This window comes from Bacillus sp. FSL K6-3312, from assembly GCF_038007485.1.
In the GTDB taxonomy this organism is placed as follows: Bacteria; Bacillota; Bacilli; order Bacillales; family Bacillaceae; genus Bacillus; species Bacillus pumilus.
The window spans coordinates 3,123,570-3,139,798 of the sequence record NZ_JBBOXI010000001.1 but is presented as its reverse complement, the minus strand read 5'-3'; the positions used below and the strand labels follow the sequence as shown (position 1 = coordinate 3,139,798).

The 16,229-nt window shown below is 43.2% G+C and carries 18 protein-coding genes; 14 read left to right on the top strand and 4 right to left on the bottom strand.

All coding sequences use genetic code 11. The features are described 5' to 3' along the window. Window positions 1-15 precede the first annotated feature (15 nt). A complete protein-coding gene (locus MHI11_RS16510; protein ID WP_340961591.1) occupies window positions 16-1,176 on the bottom strand; it encodes a PucR family transcriptional regulator in 1,161 nt (386 codons plus the stop codon). A 320-nt stretch (window positions 1,177-1,496) separates the two neighbouring features. Between MHI11_RS16510 and MHI11_RS16505 the strand changes: the two genes are divergently transcribed. From MHI11_RS16505 to MHI11_RS16485, 5 genes are all read left to right on the top strand, one after another. Continuing rightward, window positions 1,497-2,348 carry a DUF72 domain-containing protein gene (locus tag MHI11_RS16505; RefSeq protein ID WP_003212748.1) on the top strand — a complete coding sequence of 284 codons (852 nt, stop codon included), beginning with the start codon at window positions 1,497-1,499 and terminating at the stop codon, window positions 2,346-2,348. A gap of 63 nt (window positions 2,349-2,411) precedes the next feature. Further along, window positions 2,412-3,785, top strand: a complete 1,374-nt coding sequence (locus MHI11_RS16500; RefSeq protein ID WP_340961588.1) for a bifunctional metallophosphatase/5'-nucleotidase — start codon at window positions 2,412-2,414, stop codon at window positions 3,783-3,785. A 66-nt stretch (window positions 3,786-3,851) separates the two neighbouring features. Then, the gene (locus tag MHI11_RS16495; RefSeq protein ID WP_012011159.1) at window positions 3,852-4,157 is read left to right on the top strand and encodes a YunC family protein; all 306 of its coding nucleotides are present in this window, start codon (window positions 3,852-3,854) and stop codon (window positions 4,155-4,157) included. A 75-nt stretch (window positions 4,158-4,232) separates the two neighbouring features. Next, window positions 4,233-4,997: a sporulation protein YunB gene (gene yunB, locus MHI11_RS16490; protein WP_044140941.1), complete on the top strand. Its 765-nt coding sequence runs from the start codon at window positions 4,233-4,235 to the stop codon at window positions 4,995-4,997. A 129-nt stretch (window positions 4,998-5,126) separates the two neighbouring features. Further along, the gene (locus MHI11_RS16485; protein ID WP_003212760.1) at window positions 5,127-5,357 is read left to right on the top strand and encodes a hypothetical protein; all 231 of its coding nucleotides are present in this window, start codon (window positions 5,127-5,129) and stop codon (window positions 5,355-5,357) included. 56 nt (window positions 5,358-5,413) lie between these two features. On the opposite strand, the gene MHI11_RS16480 is transcribed toward MHI11_RS16485, so the two are convergent. Then, the gene (locus MHI11_RS16480) at window positions 5,414-6,358 is read right to left on the bottom strand and encodes a M23 family metallopeptidase (protein ID WP_340962339.1); all 945 of its coding nucleotides are present in this window, start codon (window positions 6,356-6,358) and stop codon (window positions 5,414-5,416) included. A gap of 327 nt (window positions 6,359-6,685) precedes the next feature. Here MHI11_RS16480 and lipA point away from each other — a divergent pair, with 327 nt between their 5' ends. After that, window positions 6,686-7,582, top strand: a complete 897-nt coding sequence (lipA, locus tag MHI11_RS16475) for a lipoyl synthase (RefSeq protein WP_340961585.1) — start codon at window positions 6,686-6,688, stop codon at window positions 7,580-7,582. A gap of 39 nt (window positions 7,583-7,621) precedes the next feature. Here the strand turns inward: lipA and MHI11_RS16470 are convergent, their stop codons facing one another. After that, window positions 7,622-8,257: a YhcN/YlaJ family sporulation lipoprotein gene (locus MHI11_RS16470; protein ID WP_044140853.1), complete on the bottom strand. Its 636-nt coding sequence runs from the start codon at window positions 8,255-8,257 to the stop codon at window positions 7,622-7,624. Window positions 8,258-8,377: 120 nt separating this feature from the next. Here MHI11_RS16470 and MHI11_RS16465 point away from each other — a divergent pair, with 120 nt between their 5' ends. From MHI11_RS16465 to MHI11_RS16455, 3 genes are read left to right on the top strand one after another with little or no spacing between them, the layout of a single operon-like run. After that, window positions 8,378-8,653: a YutD family protein gene (locus MHI11_RS16465; protein WP_003213192.1), complete on the top strand. Its 276-nt coding sequence runs from the start codon at window positions 8,378-8,380 to the stop codon at window positions 8,651-8,653. Between the two features lie 19 nt (window positions 8,654-8,672). Beyond that, entirely contained in the window at window positions 8,673-9,107 is a 435-nt protein-coding gene (locus tag MHI11_RS16460) for a DUF86 domain-containing protein (RefSeq protein WP_340961583.1), read from the top strand. Window positions 9,108-9,125: 18 nt separating this feature from the next. After that, complete coding sequence (locus MHI11_RS16455) at window positions 9,126-9,893, top strand: TIGR01457 family HAD-type hydrolase (RefSeq protein WP_155758722.1); 768 nt, start codon at window positions 9,126-9,128, stop codon at window positions 9,891-9,893. A 47-nt stretch (window positions 9,894-9,940) separates the two neighbouring features. Here MHI11_RS16455 and MHI11_RS16450 read toward each other — a convergent pair whose 3' ends face one another. Next, the gene (locus MHI11_RS16450; protein WP_044140851.1) at window positions 9,941-10,441 is read right to left on the bottom strand and encodes a phosphatidylglycerophosphatase A family protein; all 501 of its coding nucleotides are present in this window, start codon (window positions 10,439-10,441) and stop codon (window positions 9,941-9,943) included. A gap of 132 nt (window positions 10,442-10,573) precedes the next feature. On the opposite strand from MHI11_RS16450, the gene yutH reads away from it, so the two are divergent. From yutH to thrB, 5 genes are all read left to right on the top strand, one after another. Next, window positions 10,574-11,584 carry a spore coat putative kinase YutH gene (gene yutH / locus MHI11_RS16445; protein ID WP_340962337.1) on the top strand — a complete coding sequence of 337 codons (1,011 nt, stop codon included), beginning with the start codon at window positions 10,574-10,576 and terminating at the stop codon, window positions 11,582-11,584. Window positions 11,585-11,669: 85 nt separating this feature from the next. Beyond that, complete coding sequence (locus MHI11_RS16440; protein ID WP_106066293.1) at window positions 11,670-12,653, top strand: 2-hydroxyacid dehydrogenase; 984 nt, start codon at window positions 11,670-11,672, stop codon at window positions 12,651-12,653. 208 nt (window positions 12,654-12,861) lie between these two features. Next, a complete protein-coding gene (locus MHI11_RS16435; protein ID WP_340961580.1) occupies window positions 12,862-14,163 on the top strand; it encodes a homoserine dehydrogenase in 1,302 nt (433 codons plus the stop codon). Further along, the gene (gene thrC / locus MHI11_RS16430; protein WP_044140848.1) at window positions 14,163-15,224 is read left to right on the top strand and encodes a threonine synthase; all 1,062 of its coding nucleotides are present in this window, start codon (window positions 14,163-14,165) and stop codon (window positions 15,222-15,224) included. The genes MHI11_RS16435 and thrC overlap by 1 nt, the downstream gene beginning before the upstream one ends. Continuing rightward, on the top strand, window positions 15,221-16,153 hold the full coding sequence (gene thrB / locus MHI11_RS16425) for a homoserine kinase (RefSeq protein WP_113768040.1): 933 nt from the start codon (window positions 15,221-15,223) through the stop codon (window positions 16,151-16,153). The genes thrC and thrB overlap by 4 nt, the downstream gene beginning before the upstream one ends. The last annotated feature ends 76 nt before the right edge of the window (window positions 16,154-16,229 follow it).

Here is a 16,229-nt window from a genome sequence, read left to right as displayed (position 1 = left end):
TTCGGAAGAAAACATTCACTCAGGATGGGGTGAAAGAAGCATCTGAATACGTAATGCTAAGCGCAGCCTTAATGTGGTTTCAGGGTCTTTTAAGCTGATCCGCAGCAGCTCCTCACACTTCTCCAATCGATAAATGACCGTGTTGCGATGAATAGACAAACGTTTCGCTGTTTCTGAAATGTGGCAATGCGTTTCTAAATAGACAGATAAGGTGTGGAGGAGATTTTGACCGGCTTCATATAACGGGTGAAGGTGCATCTGGTGAAACGTGACTAAATCCTTTCTTGGAATAAGCTTTAATAAATCTGGCACATCCTTTGCCTGATAGAAGTGTATATATTCCGACTGCGCCGAGAGATGTCCGGCTTGAAGCGCTTCTAATGCTTCACTATAGCCCTCAGATAGATGGGTGATGCGACAACTAGTCAAGCTCGCGCCAAAGGAAATGGTGTGATTCACTTGAATGCTAACGAGCATCTGCAGCTGTTTCAAAAAAGAAAGGAGTCTTTCACTCATCTCTGACCAACTGCCCGTCTCTTCCATTAATACAATGCCCATATCACCTTTGACAAATAAAAAGGAAGGGAAAGGAGAGCTTGGAAGTGCGCTGTCGAGCAGATCAACGACTTGTTCTAACATCAGTTGCTGCTTGAAAAAATGAGTGGTCTCATGACACTGATCGAGCTGACAGATCATACATAGATAGCTGCTATCTACATTTAATCCAAACGCCTTCGCAATGTTTGCAGCGTCTTGCTGAGAATACGATGAACCCTCTATCCATCTGCGAAATCCTTCATTTCTGGCATGCTTGGCCGTTTGCTGGGCAGAATATTGTCTCATTCGCGCAATCGAGATTTCGTGTACTGCTTGTTCAATGATGACTTGCAGTGTTTCATCCAGCGGAAGGATGAAGGAAGGAATGACCACATACTCACATGTTTGTTCGATTAGATCAATCGGAAAGACAGAAAAGGTTTGCTTCGTATCTATTATTGAAAAATAATGGGGTGTCCGGCTTTTGAAAAAGGGGAGAATGCGAATCCAATCTGGGCTCGTGATGATGATGTGCGAGTTGCAGAGAAGGCGCCCATGCTGGTTACACAAATAGACAGGCTTGTGAATCCTTTCGGCGATTTTTTGCAATGCTTCAAACTGGTTATCGTCTAAGTTCATATCCACTAAGTCTCCTTTATTGAGAACTTTAGTTCTTGGTGAAGATGAATAAATAAATGGACAATCACTGTTCACTTCTCTGATATGCATTTTATGTTATCAGCTCAAATCATTTAAGATAGAAAGTTGTCAACTAATATCACAAACAAACAGAGTTCATGATAAAATCACGCACCATCAGTCATCTTCATTCAGAATTACGGGCAAATATGATATGTTGTAGACAGAAGAATTTCTTTCAGAAAGATGGGTATGACAAGAGAAAAAGGCTTTCATGTGAGGAAGCCGTCTATACATGAGAGTGGCAAGAGGTGAGAAACATGATTTATATCGGATTAACTGGCTGGGGTGACCATGACAGTCTTTATCCGCCGAAAATCGGCAGCGCGCAAAAGCTGTTTCACTATTCGTCTACGTTTCCCATTGTGGAGCTGGATGCCAGCTTTTATGCAGTTCAGCCTGAACGTAATCATGAAAAGTGGATCAAGGATACGCCAGATACCTTTCAATTTGTCGTGAAAGCATATCAAGGAATGACCGGTCATCAGAGAGGCGAAATTCCGTTTGCTTCGAAGGAAGAGATGTTTGACGCATTTATTCTTTCATTGACTCCGCTTATTCGTGAAGGGAAACTAGCCATGGTTCTATTTCAATTTCCACCATGGTTTGATTGCAAAAAAGAGCACGTCCTTTATTTAAGATGGTGTAAAGAGAAGATGGGGGACATTCCGTGTGCCCTCGAATTCCGTAACCGCACATGGTTCTCAGATGAATTTTATGAGCAGACCTTGTCCTTTATGGAAAAAGAAGGCTGGATTCATTCTGTTTGTGATGAGCCGCAAGTTGGAGAAGGCTCCATTCCGCCAGTCATACAAGCTACGCACCGTGATAAAACATTGGTCCGTTTTCACGGAAGAAATAAACAGGGCTGGCTTCACCCAGCAGACCATGAGAATTGGCGTGAAGTGCGATACTTATATTTATATAATGAAGCTGAATTAAAAGAGTGGAAAAAGAATCTCGACATCCTGCATCAGCAATCAAAAGATGTCTATGTCGTGTTTAATAATAACTCCGGCGGAGATGCAGCGGCGAATGGCCAGCAGATGATTGATTTGCTGGATATTACGTATTCAAGCCTTTCTCCGAAGCAGCTAGATTTATTTAGTTAAATGAGAGCTGCGGCTTTCAATTTGAATGAGACGGTTCAGTGACAACTTGAGGGAGAGATCAACATGCTGCAGAGGCTATGGTTATATCATACAAACGATTTGCACAGCCACTTTGAGAACTGGCCAAAAATCGCAGCTTATATTGAGGAAAAGCGTCAAGTTCACGATCAGATGCTCTTGTTAGATATTGGCGATCATATGGACCGAGTGAACCTTGTGTCAGAAGCTGATTATGGAAAGGTAAACGTCAAGCTTCTCAATCAACTTGGCTATGATGGGGTCACGATTGGGAATAATGAAGGCATTACGCTGCCTCATGATCAGCTCGATCAATTATACGAGCATGCACAATTTCCAGTGATCCTGTCTAATTTATTTGTGAAAGGCAAAAGGCCAGCGTGGGCAAAGCCCTATCATATGATCCAAATGGAAAATGGACTGAAAATATGTCTCTTAGGCGTGACCATTGCGTATACACCCGTCTATGAAAAGCTGGGCTGGGAGATGACAGATCCGTTTGAGAGCATACGGGACATGCTGCAGGAAGTGAAGGGACAAGCGGATATCATTGTGCTCTTATCCCATCTTGGTATCATCCATGATCGGGAGGTCGCCCGTGATTTTCCAGACATCGATATTATCCTAGGCTCACACACGCATCATTTGTTAGAACAGGGTGAAATGGACAATGGGGTACTGCTTGCATGCGCTGAAAAGTATGGGCATTATATTGGCTGTGTCGAGCTGACCATTGACACAGCGAGCAAAGAGTTAATCGAGAAAAAAGCAACGGTACAGTCAGTGGATCAGCTAATCAGTGAATCAGATGAAGCGATCACTACCTTACAGCAAGCAGAGAGAAGAGCAAAAGCCCTCATGCAGGAGAAAGTAACAGCGATTGAATCAAGGCTAGAAACGAAGTGGTTTGATGAATCCCCGCTTCCGCAGCTCTTAACAGATGCCATTAAAGATTGGTGCGGGGCAGATATCGGCATGATGAATGCAGGCATGGTGCTTGATTCATTAGAGGCAGGAATCGTGACAAGAGAAGAAGTCCATCGAATCTGCCCGCATCCCATTAACCCAATTAGGGTGACGCTTTCCGGTCAACAGCTCATCGAAACCGTTCGGCGTGCATGTGAAGAAAAAATGGAACAGCTACGCATCAAGGGCTTTGGCTTTAGAGGTGAACTGATGGGGAAAATGTTGTATAGCGGCCTCACTTATACAGTAGAAGAAGGCGAAACCAAACGGGTAAAGGATGTTTTTGTGCACGATCAATTGATCAGAAAAGACGCCTTATATACGGTTGGCACAGTCGATATGTATACATTAGGCTCTCTATTTCCTCATATCCGTGACCATGAACACATTGAATATTTCATGCCGGAATTTTTACGTGATGTGCTTACTTGGCGCCTGAAGGAAGCCACATGAAATCCGCTTTAGCCTAACAACACTCGCCCTCTTGTCACATAGATTGTGATGAGAGGAGTGAGGGATTTGGTGAATTTAACACCTATAACAATCGATGGACATTCCTTTACAGCCGTCACCGTCAAACTGCCGAAAACGAATTTTATGGCAGTGACAAATGAACATGGATATATCATGTGCGGTGCACTGGATGTCGGGCTCTTAAATGAAAAGCTTGCAGATAGAGGCATTATCGCAGGGAGAGCAGTTGGTGTGAGAACGATTGAGCAATTGCTTGATGCCCCTTTAGAATCTGTGACATACGCTGCAGAAGCGTTAGGCATTACAGCTGGAACCATTGGAAGAGACGCCTTATTAAAAATGGTCAAATAAAATGGAGAGATGATTCCTATCCCCCCGCCTGTCTGCATACACTTGTAGTGGAGAAGGGGGGATTTTTTATTGAGAATGAACCGCCGCTATCGCCCCTATAAAAAGGGCCCTTTGCCATTCCGATACGTCATGCTGCTTGCCATCTTATTCTTTGTACTCTCAACCGTCATTAGTCTATTTTTTATTAACCGCTCCATTAAACCAACCCTTATTCACATTGCTGAACTAGAAACAGAACGTATCGCCAATCATCTGATTCAATATTCCGTCCAAGACTTTGCAGAAGATCAGGAGAATATGAAGGATATGGTGGTCATGAATACAAGTGAGAACGGAAAAGTAACGACCATCGATTTTAATGCGCAGGCAACATCGAAAGCAATGGCTGACCTGTCACGTCATCTTCAAAAAAATTTAGAGGACATTGAAAAGGGGAACTTTCAAAAAGAGGCAAAAGAAGCATTAAAGGATCAAACAGATGGACATGATGGCATTATATATAACATTCCGCTTGGGCAAGCGTCCGGAAATGCACTCATCGCCAACCTAGGACCAAAAGTGCCTGTACGGTTTAGTGTCATTGGTGATCCGCATACGGACGTTGAAAAAAACATTAAGCCTTATGGCATCAACAATGCCTTGATTGATATTAGTGTTCTAATCGAGGTCAAGGTGAGAGTCATTATCCCGTTTGCATCTGAAACAATCGTGGTCAAAAACTCAGTTCCCGTCTCCATCCAAGCCGTTCAAGGAGACGTACCAGATTATTACAATGGCAGTGGAACGAACTCAGGCGCTCCATCGATTGTTCTCCCAGAGAAAAAGGAGAAGAAAGAATAACAGCCCAAGGAATGATTGGGCTGTTTTTTGATGTGCAGTCATTGTAAATAAAAACCTCATTCACTACTTGATTCCATATGGATGAATGTGTCATGATCAATTTTAATTGTTATTAGGGGGAGCAGCTTTATGAAGAAACTTTATGTAAGTGGTATTTGTTTTTTGGTTTTTGCCATAGTATTTAGTGCTAAATATATCACAGCATCCATTTTACTGGTCAGAAATGAAAGTTTAAGTATCGATATTTTTAGAGGTATGTTTGACATGATTCCATTGGAAGTAACAGTTGTGTATTTCATTTTTCTCATCATGGGAATTTTATTTTTAATTTTAGGTTTGAAGGAGAAAAATGAGCAGTAACTTGCTTAGACATGAAAAAGGAGAAGAGTGCGAAAACGCTAAACTTCTCCTTTTCTTTAATGTCGTTTCCGCTCAGCTCTTTCCCACGCCCTTAAATGAGGGTATGGATCAAAAGACCATTCAGTTCTGCCATTGTCTTTATACATGCCATAGTGAAGATGCGGCGGAAATTTCCCTGCTGTGCCTGGAGGGCCATAACCGGAGCTTCCGACAGATCCAATGACCTGTCCGGGTTCAACAATTTGACCTGCTTTGAGTCCTTTTGCAAAGCCATTTAAATGAGCGAAGTAATGATAATGGTTATGAATATCTCGAATCCCAATCCGCCAGCCGCCAAAGCGGTTCCAGCCTTTCATTTCAATCACACCATACGATGTCGCACGAACGGGAAGTCCATAATGGGCAAATAAATCCGTACCCTCATGAATTCTTCTGCCTCCAAATCCTCTTGCATCTCCCCATGTACTCCGGTAGCTGTAGTCAGCTCCGACTGGAAGAGGGAAAGCGTGCTTTACGAGGTCAAGATGACCATAGTGCTGATATAGCTTCATAAAAGATGAAATGATTCCAACGGTTTGATCTCGTCCATAATAGTCCCATAAAGCAATTTTTAATTGATCAATGCTGTTGCCGTAATGAAGCAAGTATTGAGCAAACGTGAATAATACATCCTCATCGTCATCGCTGCTTGCTTTTCCATCCCCGTTTCCATCAAGTCCAATTCCATCAAACACTTTAATGCTTAAAGGAGAGGTATCCTGCTTATTCGGGTTTTCAGGGCCGATCCACATTTCCCGGGGAATGTAGATGCCAATGACGCCTTTTTGTTTCGGTAAATCTCTTCTGCTTTTTCGAATATTGTGCTCATACTGATCAACCGCAGCAAGTACATACCATGGAACTTGTGTCGTGATGGCGACTTTTTCGTATAGTGCCATTCGCTGCTTTAGTACATCTGGCTGCTTGCCTTCCCCTTGTGCATGAACAGGTAAAGGGAGCATTGAAAGAGCGATCATGATGGCTAAAACCACTTTCACAAACGTCCACCTCCTTTCATCAAGCATCGTCTTCTACCGTTTAGTGTGGTTAGATCACCCTATTTCATAAGAAGAAAATGTTAGTAATTTTCTTCTGATTTTTTTAGGAGGCTTTTGGGTAATTTTGCAGCTCATTCCCTTGTTGTTCAATCTGTACTATGTTAAAGTGTCTAAAGAAAAGGCTTTAGGCCGAAGATTCAATTTTTTGCAGCTTCTTAGCTGCATCCATCGTATATAGCAGGAAGATTTTTGTAGATGCACCTTTAACGAATTCATATGGAGATGATGGAATTGGCAAAGAAGGAAGAGCACGTTAGAAAACCGGACTGGCTTAAAATTAAGCTGAATACGAATGAAAACTATACCGGTTTGAAAAAAATGATGCGGGAAAACAACCTGAATACCGTTTGTGAGGAAGCAAAATGTCCGAATATTCATGAATGCTGGGCAGTGAGAAGAACCGCTACATTTATGATCCTTGGATCTGTTTGTACGCGCGCATGCCGTTTCTGTGCGGTGAAAACTGGACTTCCAACTGAGCTAGACCTGCAAGAGCCAGAACGCGTGGCAGATTCAGTGGCTTTGATGAACTTAAAGCATGCTGTTATAACAGCGGTTGCAAGGGATGACCAAAAGGATGGCGGAGCAGGTGTGTTTGCTGAAACCGTTCGTGCCATTAGAAGAAAAAGCCCATTTACGACAATTGAAGTTCTCCCTTCAGATATGGGCGGCAATTACGATAATTTGAAGACGTTAATGGACACACGTCCTGACATTTTAAATCACAATATTGAAACCGTTCGCAGATTAACGCCAAGGGTTCGTGCGCGTGCTACATATGATCGTTCATTAGAATTCTTGCGCCGTGCAAAAGAAATGCAGCCCGACATTCCAACGAAATCAAGCATTATGATTGGACTCGGTGAAACGAAGGAAGAAATCATTGAAGTGATGGATGATCTTCTTGCTAACAGCGTCGATATTATGGCGATTGGTCAGTATTTACAGCCTTCGAAAAAACATCTAAAAGTTCAAAAATACTATCATCCAGATGAGTTTGCAGAGCTGAAAGAAATTGCGATGTCAAAAGGCTTTAGCCATTGTGAAGCTGGACCGCTTGTGCGCTCTTCCTACCATGCAGATGAACAAGTAAACGAAGCGTCTAAAAAGCGTCAGGCGCAAGCATAACAAAGAAAACGCCAGAGATCTCTGGCGTTTTTTCTCGTATTAATTTTGGCCGTAAGGGGCGTTTCTTCTCATGGTACGGTCGGAATTCGTCATACCATTTGCATCTTCTTTCGTAGAAATATCTCCACCTTGAGGAGAATATTTCATTTGTTGAATTGTTTTGGTTAAGATTTGATCAAAATCACGTGAATTGGTTTGAAGACGTGAAAAATTGGCAATGGATTGAAAGTGCTCTGGATTATCAGAGACGTATACATGATAATAACGAGGGAGAACAGAAACCGCCGTTTTCTTTACTTGATCGGCAGATTCTTCCCGATTTTTGTTTCCTGTTTGATACACAATCAGTGCATCCTCATCTGTCACAAGTGTGGCTGCATCTTTGATGTTTGGAAGCTGCACAGTTAAACTTGTAATGACATGGGCGAGATGCTCGCGATTTAAAGCAGGTGTTCTTTCTTTCTGATCTGTTACTTGCTGGCGCTGATAACGAACATATCCTGCTCTGTTTGTGTCTGCTTCTGGCATGTTGGAATTATTTCCTTCATGACGATCCGACAGACGGATGGTTTTACTTGAAGAATCTTCATCCACTTGCCGGTTCATACCTGATTGAAAGCCGCACCCGCCTAAAAGCATGCTGAGAAGAATCGCGGCTGTCAGTTGTTTCTTCATAAAAGTGACCTCCTTTTTTCTTTAGCTTCGGCTAAAACGGAAAAAACATGCTTTAGCAATTGATGGAGTTCTTCCAATGAATTATCATTAAAGATGGATCGTTTAAAAAGAGGTGAGAAGATGATCGTCATTCAGAATGCTACTTTTGATCTTGTAAGAGATATTAAAGACGGTTTTGATGAAGAAGCGTTTAAAGCAAGGTACTCAGATATTTTAAATAAGTATGATTATATTGTGGGGGACTGGGGCTACAATCAGCTGAGGTTGAAGGGGTTCTTTGATGACCAAAACCAAAAGGCCACATTTGATACAAAAATCAGCACACTCGATGAATACATTTATGAATACTGTAATTTTGGCTGTGCCTATTTTGTCTTAAAACGAATCAGAAAATAACGCAAAGGGGAGCGTCATGATGTATTTCGTAGACAGAAAAAAAATTGAAGAGACATTACGTTTTTTCGAGGAGCAATATGAGTTGATGCGCAGTCATCAAACATGGACAAGTCCACTAGAGAAAAAAGCACTGGAACGAATTGTTCATTTGCTCGTCGAATGTATTCTTGATACGGGAAATGACATGATTGATGGCTTTATTATGCGTGATCCAGGAAGCTATGATGACATCATGGATATTCTTGTTGATGAAAAGGTTGTACCCGAAGAGGAAGGCATTCAACTGAAAAAGCTTGTCTCGTGCCGTAAAACACTTGTACAGCAATACCAAGAAGTGGTTCATCACGACTTGCTGCAGGTGATCAGCGAGGTTGAGCATGCGCTACAGGTTTTCCCAAACCGCATCCGTATCTACTTAGAGCAGGAGCTTGGCCCAGTATCAGCGTTTAAATAATCCATTGGAGTTGTGAACATCATGAAATACAAAGGCTATTTAATTGATTTAGACGGAACAATGTATAAAGGAACAGAAAAGATCGAAGAAGCAGGTCAATTTGTTCAAAAGTTAAATGAGCTAAACATTCCCTACTTGTTTGTCACGAATAACTCGTCACGCACGCCAAAGCAGGTAGCAGAAAAACTTGTTTCATTCAATATCCCAGCAACAGAAGAACAAGTCTTTACAACAAGTATGGCAACAGCCAATTATATTGCCGAACAAAAGAAAGACGCGTCTGTTTACGTCATCGGTGAAGAAGGAATCAAGCAGGCCATTGAAGAAAAAGGGCTGACGTTTGGTCAGGAAGACGCTGATTTCGTTGTTGTTGGAATTGACCGCGACATTACATATGAAAAATTCGCAGTCGGTGCGATTGCCATCCGTCAAGGCGCACAATTTGTTTCAACAAATGGAGACATTGCTATTCCAACAGAAAGAGGGCTTTTGCCAGGCAACGGCTCGTTAACATCTGTATTGACCGTTACCACTACGGTCCAGCCAACATTTATCGGGAAGCCAGAATCCATCATCATGGAACAAGCCATGCGGGTGCTCGGGACCGATGTGTCTGAGACGCTCATGGTGGGCGATAACTATGATACGGATATTATGGCAGGGATGAATGCAGGAATGGACACATTACTCGTTCATACAGGCGTGACAACAAAAGAGCTGCTTCAGAAATATGACAAACAGCCAACCTATGTCATTGATTCATTATCAGAGTGGATTGAGCGATGATCATAAAAAAAGAGGACAAGCGTTATGCGCGCGTCCTCTTTTTTGCTTTATTCCACATTTCTCGCACTATGTGCCAGTCTGCTTGATGCTGCAGCAGCAATGGCGCCGACAATGTCATCTAAAAAGGTGTGGCACTCTCCTGTGGATTTGTCGTTGAGTGTCCCGAGAATTCCTGGTTTTTCTTTATCGATATATCCGTAATTCGTAAAGCCGATCGAACCATAAATATTGACGATAGCAAACGATAAAATTTCATCAACACCATACAGGCTTTCGTCTGTTTCTAGAATAGACTGAAGCGGCTCGGTCAGTTTTTTTTGCTCGGCGAGTACGTCTAGTTCGACGCCTGTTAATATCGCATTTTGGACTTCTCGTTTTGCGATGACACGCTCCACATTGTGGATGCATTCTGACATGTCTAAGCCAGGATGATATTTTTCCTGTAAAAAGTAGACAAGGTCTGCTATATCTTGAATGGATACGCCTCGTTCTTGTAAACGGCGTCTTGCTGTTTTTTCTACTTCGTTTATCTCATGATGATGCGGCATATATTCCTCACCCAATCCTCGTAATTTGTCCACAACGTGTAAAAAGCTTCGGATAGTAAATAGTATTCATAAATCCCTCAACCTGCGACTACGATATGGTAAGAGATCGATCATATGAACGCAGGTGAAAATATGAAAGAAACCATTTATCACACATTTGGTATTGATGTGCGTCAACTTATGCCATATGGCAGTTATCAGAGCTTTCAAACGTCGGAGGCTCTCTTTATCATTGTTCCTGTGTCTCATTTGCGAGAAGAAGAACTCACAGAGTTGTATCATATCAGTCAGTATTTACTGAATGCCGGAGACCCATACGTCGCTGTGTTTGAATTAACAAATGAAGAGAAGCCCACCTTTACTCATGGAAAGGAGCTGTATGCTTTACTAAAGGCAGCACCGCCGATCTCAAGCCGTTCGTTTCAACAGGCGTCAGAGCTGGCGGCCTTTCATGTCAGGGGAAGAGGATTTCCATATGAGGTGTCTGAAACAAAACGTGTGGGAGCGTGGAAGGAATTATGGGCAAAACGGTTAGATCAGCTTGAAGGCTTTTGGATGCAGCAAATGCACCAAAAACCACTGGAACGGTTTGAAAAAAATTTCATCGAATCCTTTCCGTATTATCTAGGATTAACGGAAAACGCCATTCAATATTTAGTGGATACTGAGCTGGATGATGAACCGAAAGAATGCGACTCAGGCACTGTCTGCCACCAGCGTTTCTCGCGGAGGACGTGGCCGCATGAGCAGCCGCTTCGTTTACCTGTAGATTGGGTCTTTGATCATCCGACCCGGGATATTGCCGAATACTTAAGAGAAACCTTTGTCCAGCATAAGGAAGATTTAATTGAAGAGGGTTTTTCCTATCTTCAGCAATATGAGCAGGTGACACCACTTTCTTCTTTTTCTAAGCGTTTGTTATACAGCCGCTTGTTGTTCCCGCTTCATTATTTTGAAATTGTGGAAGGCTACTACATGTCGGGAGAAACTGAAAAATCATATTATGAAGAACGGCTAGATTACGTCTTAAATGATGCCAATCGCTATGAATACTTTCTAAAGGTCTTTCAAGAAATGAGTGCCATGCGAAGCGGCGGGAGCCTCATTCCACCTGTTGGCTGGATCACAGGTCCACTGATTTGAAGTTTCAGTGAACAGATGAAACGTCTCTTTTCTCTTGAGGCGTTTTTCGTTATGCTTAAAGAAATCAATCAAAGGAGTGTTCTTCTTGACGAAACCTTATGTCTATATCACAAGAAAGCTGGATGAAGCATCACTTACACCACTAAAAGAAGTCGCTCATATCGAGATGTGGCCAAGCGAAGATGAGCCATGTCCACGAGAAGAATTAGAAAAACAAGCAGCGAAAGCGGATGCGCTTCTCACCATGCTGTCAGATCAAGTAGATGAAGCCCTTTTATCAAAGGCTCCACATGTTAAGGTGATCGCAAACCTTGCTGTGGGTTATGACAATATTGATCTTGAAACCGCTAAAAAGCGCAACATCACCATTTGTCATACGCCTGATGTATTAACGGAATCCACGGCTGATTTAGCCTTTGCCCTTCTGATGGCATCAGCGAGACGGATTGTCGAGGCGAGTGATTGGATTAAGGAAGGAAATTGGACAGGCTGGGGCCCGCTTCTTCTTGCAGGGGCTGATGTTCATCACAAAACCCTTGGAATTGTCGGCATGGGCAGCATCGGAACAGCGCTTGCCAAGCGGGCAGCAGGTTTTGACATGAAAGTGCTGTACCATAACCGGTCAAGAAAGCCAGAGGCAGAAGCGCAGCTCGGCGTGACCTATGCGGCTTTTGAGGACTTGCTCACGCAGTCTGATTTCATTGTCTGCCTGACGCCGTTAACCCCAGAAACGAAAGACATGTTTAATGAAAAGGCATTTGATCTGATGAAGAACTCTGCTTATTTTATTAACGTATCAAGAGGACAGACTGTGGATGAGGATGCTTTATATGAGGCAGTCACGACAGGAAAAATTGCCGGCGCTGGTCTGGATGTATTTAGACAGGAGCCTGTCAGCCCATCTCATCCGTTAACAACATTACGTAACGTCACGGTTCTCCCTCATATTGGCAGTGCAAGTGTCGAAACGAGAAAAACGATGATGCGTTTATGTGCTGAAAATATTGCGCTTATCTTACAAGGTCAGCAAGCTAAAACACCGGTTCGTTCATCATATCAGGCTCCCTGATTTTAGGGAGCTTTTCTGACAAAAATATTTTGAAAATATAGAATCTTGATATAAATAGCTGTTAAGCGGTTTCATTCTCACAATCTCATATTTTATTACCTTGTCAAAATGAGGATACCCCTTTATAATGTGTGTACATTGAATGTCTGTGTTAGGTTAACAAATGTCTTTTTAGAGAGGACATTGACGGAGAAAGGTGGAATTTCAGGTGAAGGCAATTCGAGTTGGGCTATTAGGATTAGGAACAGTGGGGAGCGGTGTCGTCAAGATTATCCAAGATCATCAGGATAAATTAATGCACCAGATCGGCTGTCCGGTATTAATACAAAAAGTGCTTGTGAGCAATCCCGATAAAAAGAGAGATGTGGATGTGGCAAGAGAGGTCTTCACAACTGAAGTATACGATGTGATTAGAGATCCAGAGGTTGACGTCATTATTGAAGTGATGGGCGGCATTGAAGAGACAAAACAATATTTAATAGATGCATTAAATGAGAAAAAGCATGTCATTACCGCTAATAAAGATTTAATGGCACTTTACGGAACAGAGCTTTTACATGTGGCGAAAGAAAATGGCTGTGATCTTTATTATGAAGCAAGTGTCGCCGGAGGAATACCGATTCTGCGTACGCTGGAGGAAGGATTAGCCTCTGACCGAATTACGAAGATGATGGGGATTGTGAACGGCACAACGAATTTTATTTTAACGAAAATGAACGTCAATAAAAGCGCATATGAAGATGTCTTAAAAGAAGCGCAGGATCTTGGCTTTGCAGAAGCAGACCCAACAGCTGATGTAGAAGGACTAGATGCAGCAAGGAAAATGGCGATTCTTGCAAGACTCGGCTTTTCCATGAATGTGGAATTAGAGGATGTAAAGGTCAGAGGCATCTCTGACGTTTCTGATGAAGACATTAATTTCAGTAAACGATTTGGCTACACAATGAAGCTCATCGGAATTGCCCAGCGGGACGGAGAAAAAGTAGAAGTTAGTGTCCAGCCCACCTTACTCCCTGATCACCATCCGTTATCATCGGTCAACAATGAATTCAATGCGGTGTATGTCTATGGGAGTGCTGTAGGAGAAACGATGTTTTACGGACCTGGAGCTGGAAGTCTGCCAACGGCAACCGCTGTTGTATCAGACTTAGTCGCAGTCATGAAAAACATGCGCCTTGGCGTAAACGGAAGCGGATTTATTGCACCGCAGTTTGAGAAAAAGATCAAATCACCATCGGAAGTATTTGCTCAGCAATTTTTAAGAATTCATGTTAGAGATCAAGTCGGGGCATTCTCCCGTATTACATCTATTTTTTCTGAAAGAGGCATCAGCTTTGAAAAGATCCTTCAGCTTCCTGTGAAAGGGCATGATGAGCTGGCTGAAATTGTGATTATTACACACCAGACCTCAGAAGAAGATTTCTCAAATATCCTGCAAAAATTAAACGATCTCGACGTGGTGGTTCAAGTGAAGAGCACGTACCGAGTAGAAGGGAACGGTTTAAGCTGATGAAGTGGAATGGACTTATTGAAGAATTCCAAGAATTCTTACCAGTAAACGAATCAACACCAAAACTAACATTAAATGAAGGGAATACCCCGCTGATTCACCTCGCCAAGCTTTCGGAAAAGCTAGGGATTGAGCTTCATGTGAAAACAGAAGGCGTCAATCCAACAGGCTCTTTCAAGGACCGCGGGATGGTCATGGCTGTTGCAAAGGCAAAAGAAGAAGGCAATGATACGGTCATGTGTGCTTCGACAGGGAATACTTCTGCAGCGGCAGCGGCTTATGCAGCCCGTGCTGATATGAAATGTATCGTCATCATTCCAGACGGAAAAATTGCCTTTGGCAAGCTTGCACAGGCTGTGATGTACGGAGCAGAGATCATTGCGATTGACGGTAACTTTGATGATGCACTGAAAATCGTCCGCAGCATCTGTGAAAAATCGCCGATTGCCCTTGTGAACTCTGTCAATCCGTACCGAATTGAAGGACAAAAAACGGCGGCATTTGAAATCTGTGAGCAGCTAGGCTCGGCCCCGGACGTACTGGCGATTCCTGTTGGAAATGCAGGAAACATCACTGCCTACTGGAAAGGCTTCAAGGAATATCATGAGAAAAAAGGAACTGGACTGCCTGTTATGCGCGGCTTTGAAGCAGAAGGCGCAGCAGCGATCGTGCGAAATGAAGTGATTGAACAGCCAGAAACTGTGGCAACTGCCATCCGTATCGGAAATCCTGCAAGCTGGAAACAAGCTGTGGCGGCGGCAGATGAATCAAACGGAAAGATTGATGAAGTGACAGACGAAGAAATTCTTCATGCATATCAATTGATTGCTCGTGAAGAAGGTGTGTTTGCAGAGCCAGGCTCATGTGCGTCTATCGCAGGTGTGCTCAAGCAGGTGAAATCCGGAGAAATCAAGCCAGGCAGTAAAGTTGTTGCGGTATTAACAGGCAACGGATTGAAAGATCCGAATACGGCCATTGATATTTCACAAATCAAGCCGGTCACACTTGATGCAGATGAAGACCAAATTCTTGAACACTTAGAAAAGGCCGCGCGCGTATGAGTAAAGCCTCCATGCTTTTTTCAATCACAGTACCGGGAAGCACTGCCAATTTAGGACCAGGCTTTGATTCAGTTGGAATGGCGCTCAGCCGCTATTTAAAGCTATCGGTCTATGACCATGATAGCTGGCTGTTTGAAGCAGAATCAGATGTCGTGTCTGGGATTCCATCAGGCACCGACAACCTCATTTATCAAACAGCCAAAAAGGTCGCAGATCACTTTGGAAAAACACTCCCGCCTGTTTATGTCAAAGTGTGGAGTGATATTCCATTGGCACGGGGGCTGGGAAGCAGTGCTGCTGCAATTGTGGCAGCCATTGAGCTAGCCAATCAGCTTCTCGAATTAAATATGCCGGATGATCAAAAGCTCTTTTTTGCAAGTGAGGTAGAAGGCCATCCAGATAATGCGGGTGCCTCTTTATTCGGAGGTTTACTGATTGGTCTTCATGAAGAAGACAAGACACATGCTGTCAAAGTGCAACATGTGGATATAGATGTTGTTGTCGTGATTCCTTTTTATGAAGTGCTGACAAAGGATGCCCGTGATGTCCTGCCAGAGGATTTTTCCTATAAACATGCTGTCAGTGCGAGTGCTGTGAGCAACGTGCTTGTTGCGGCATTAATGACGCAAAACTGGCCGCTTGTTGGAGAAATGATGAATAAGGATTTATTTCATCAACCTTACCGCACAATGCTCGTCCCAGAGCTGTCGAAAGTAGAGCATGTCGCTTCGCTAAAAGGAGCGTATGGAACGGCATTAAGCGGTGCTGGTCCGACAATCTTAACCTTAGTTGAAAAAGGGAAGGGAGAAGCGCTGAAAAAGCAGCTTGCCCAAAACTTCCCGCATTGTGAAGTAGATTTGCTGACAGTACCAGTAGAAGGTGTTGTCGTGGAGCATGATCCTGTCAATCAAGTAAAGAACGTGCTGTAAAAATGCACGTTCCAGCGTGTAGGCAAACCCTCGCATTCGGTGTCAGTCCTGCCTGCTGGTGCTCACGAATGTCAAA

What these genes read in the sequence shown, in the direction of transcription:
- thrC (WP_044140848.1), top strand. Translation starts at nt 14,163, where the DNA reads ATGAAGTGGAATGGACTTATTGAAGAATTCCAAGAATTCTTACCAGTA.
- MHI11_RS16510 (WP_340961591.1), bottom strand. Translation starts at nt 1,176, where the DNA reads ATGAACTTAGACGATAACCAGTTTGAAGCATTGCAAAAAATCGCCGAA.
- MHI11_RS16460 (WP_340961583.1), top strand. Translation starts at nt 8,673, where the DNA reads ATGTATTTCGTAGACAGAAAAAAAATTGAAGAGACATTACGTTTTTTC.
- MHI11_RS16450 (WP_044140851.1), bottom strand. Translation starts at nt 10,441, where the DNA reads ATGCCGCATCATCATGAGATAAACGAAGTAGAAAAAACAGCAAGACGC.
- MHI11_RS16485 (WP_003212760.1), top strand. Translation starts at nt 5,127, where the DNA reads ATGAAGAAACTTTATGTAAGTGGTATTTGTTTTTTGGTTTTTGCCATA.
- yutH (WP_340962337.1), top strand. Translation starts at nt 10,574, where the DNA reads ATGAAAGAAACCATTTATCACACATTTGGTATTGATGTGCGTCAACTT.
- MHI11_RS16465 (WP_003213192.1), top strand. Translation starts at nt 8,378, where the DNA reads ATGATCGTCATTCAGAATGCTACTTTTGATCTTGTAAGAGATATTAAA.
- MHI11_RS16500 (WP_340961588.1), top strand. Translation starts at nt 2,412, where the DNA reads ATGCTGCAGAGGCTATGGTTATATCATACAAACGATTTGCACAGCCAC.
- thrB (WP_113768040.1), top strand. Translation starts at nt 15,221, where the DNA reads ATGAGTAAAGCCTCCATGCTTTTTTCAATCACAGTACCGGGAAGCACT.
- yunB (WP_044140941.1), top strand. Translation starts at nt 4,233, where the DNA reads ATGAACCGCCGCTATCGCCCCTATAAAAAGGGCCCTTTGCCATTCCGA.
- MHI11_RS16480 (WP_340962339.1), bottom strand. Translation starts at nt 6,358, where the DNA reads ATGCTCCCTTTACCTGTTCATGCACAAGGGGAAGGCAAGCAGCCAGAT.
- MHI11_RS16505 (WP_003212748.1), top strand. Translation starts at nt 1,497, where the DNA reads ATGATTTATATCGGATTAACTGGCTGGGGTGACCATGACAGTCTTTAT.
- MHI11_RS16470 (WP_044140853.1), bottom strand. Translation starts at nt 8,257, where the DNA reads ATGAAGAAACAACTGACAGCCGCGATTCTTCTCAGCATGCTTTTAGGC.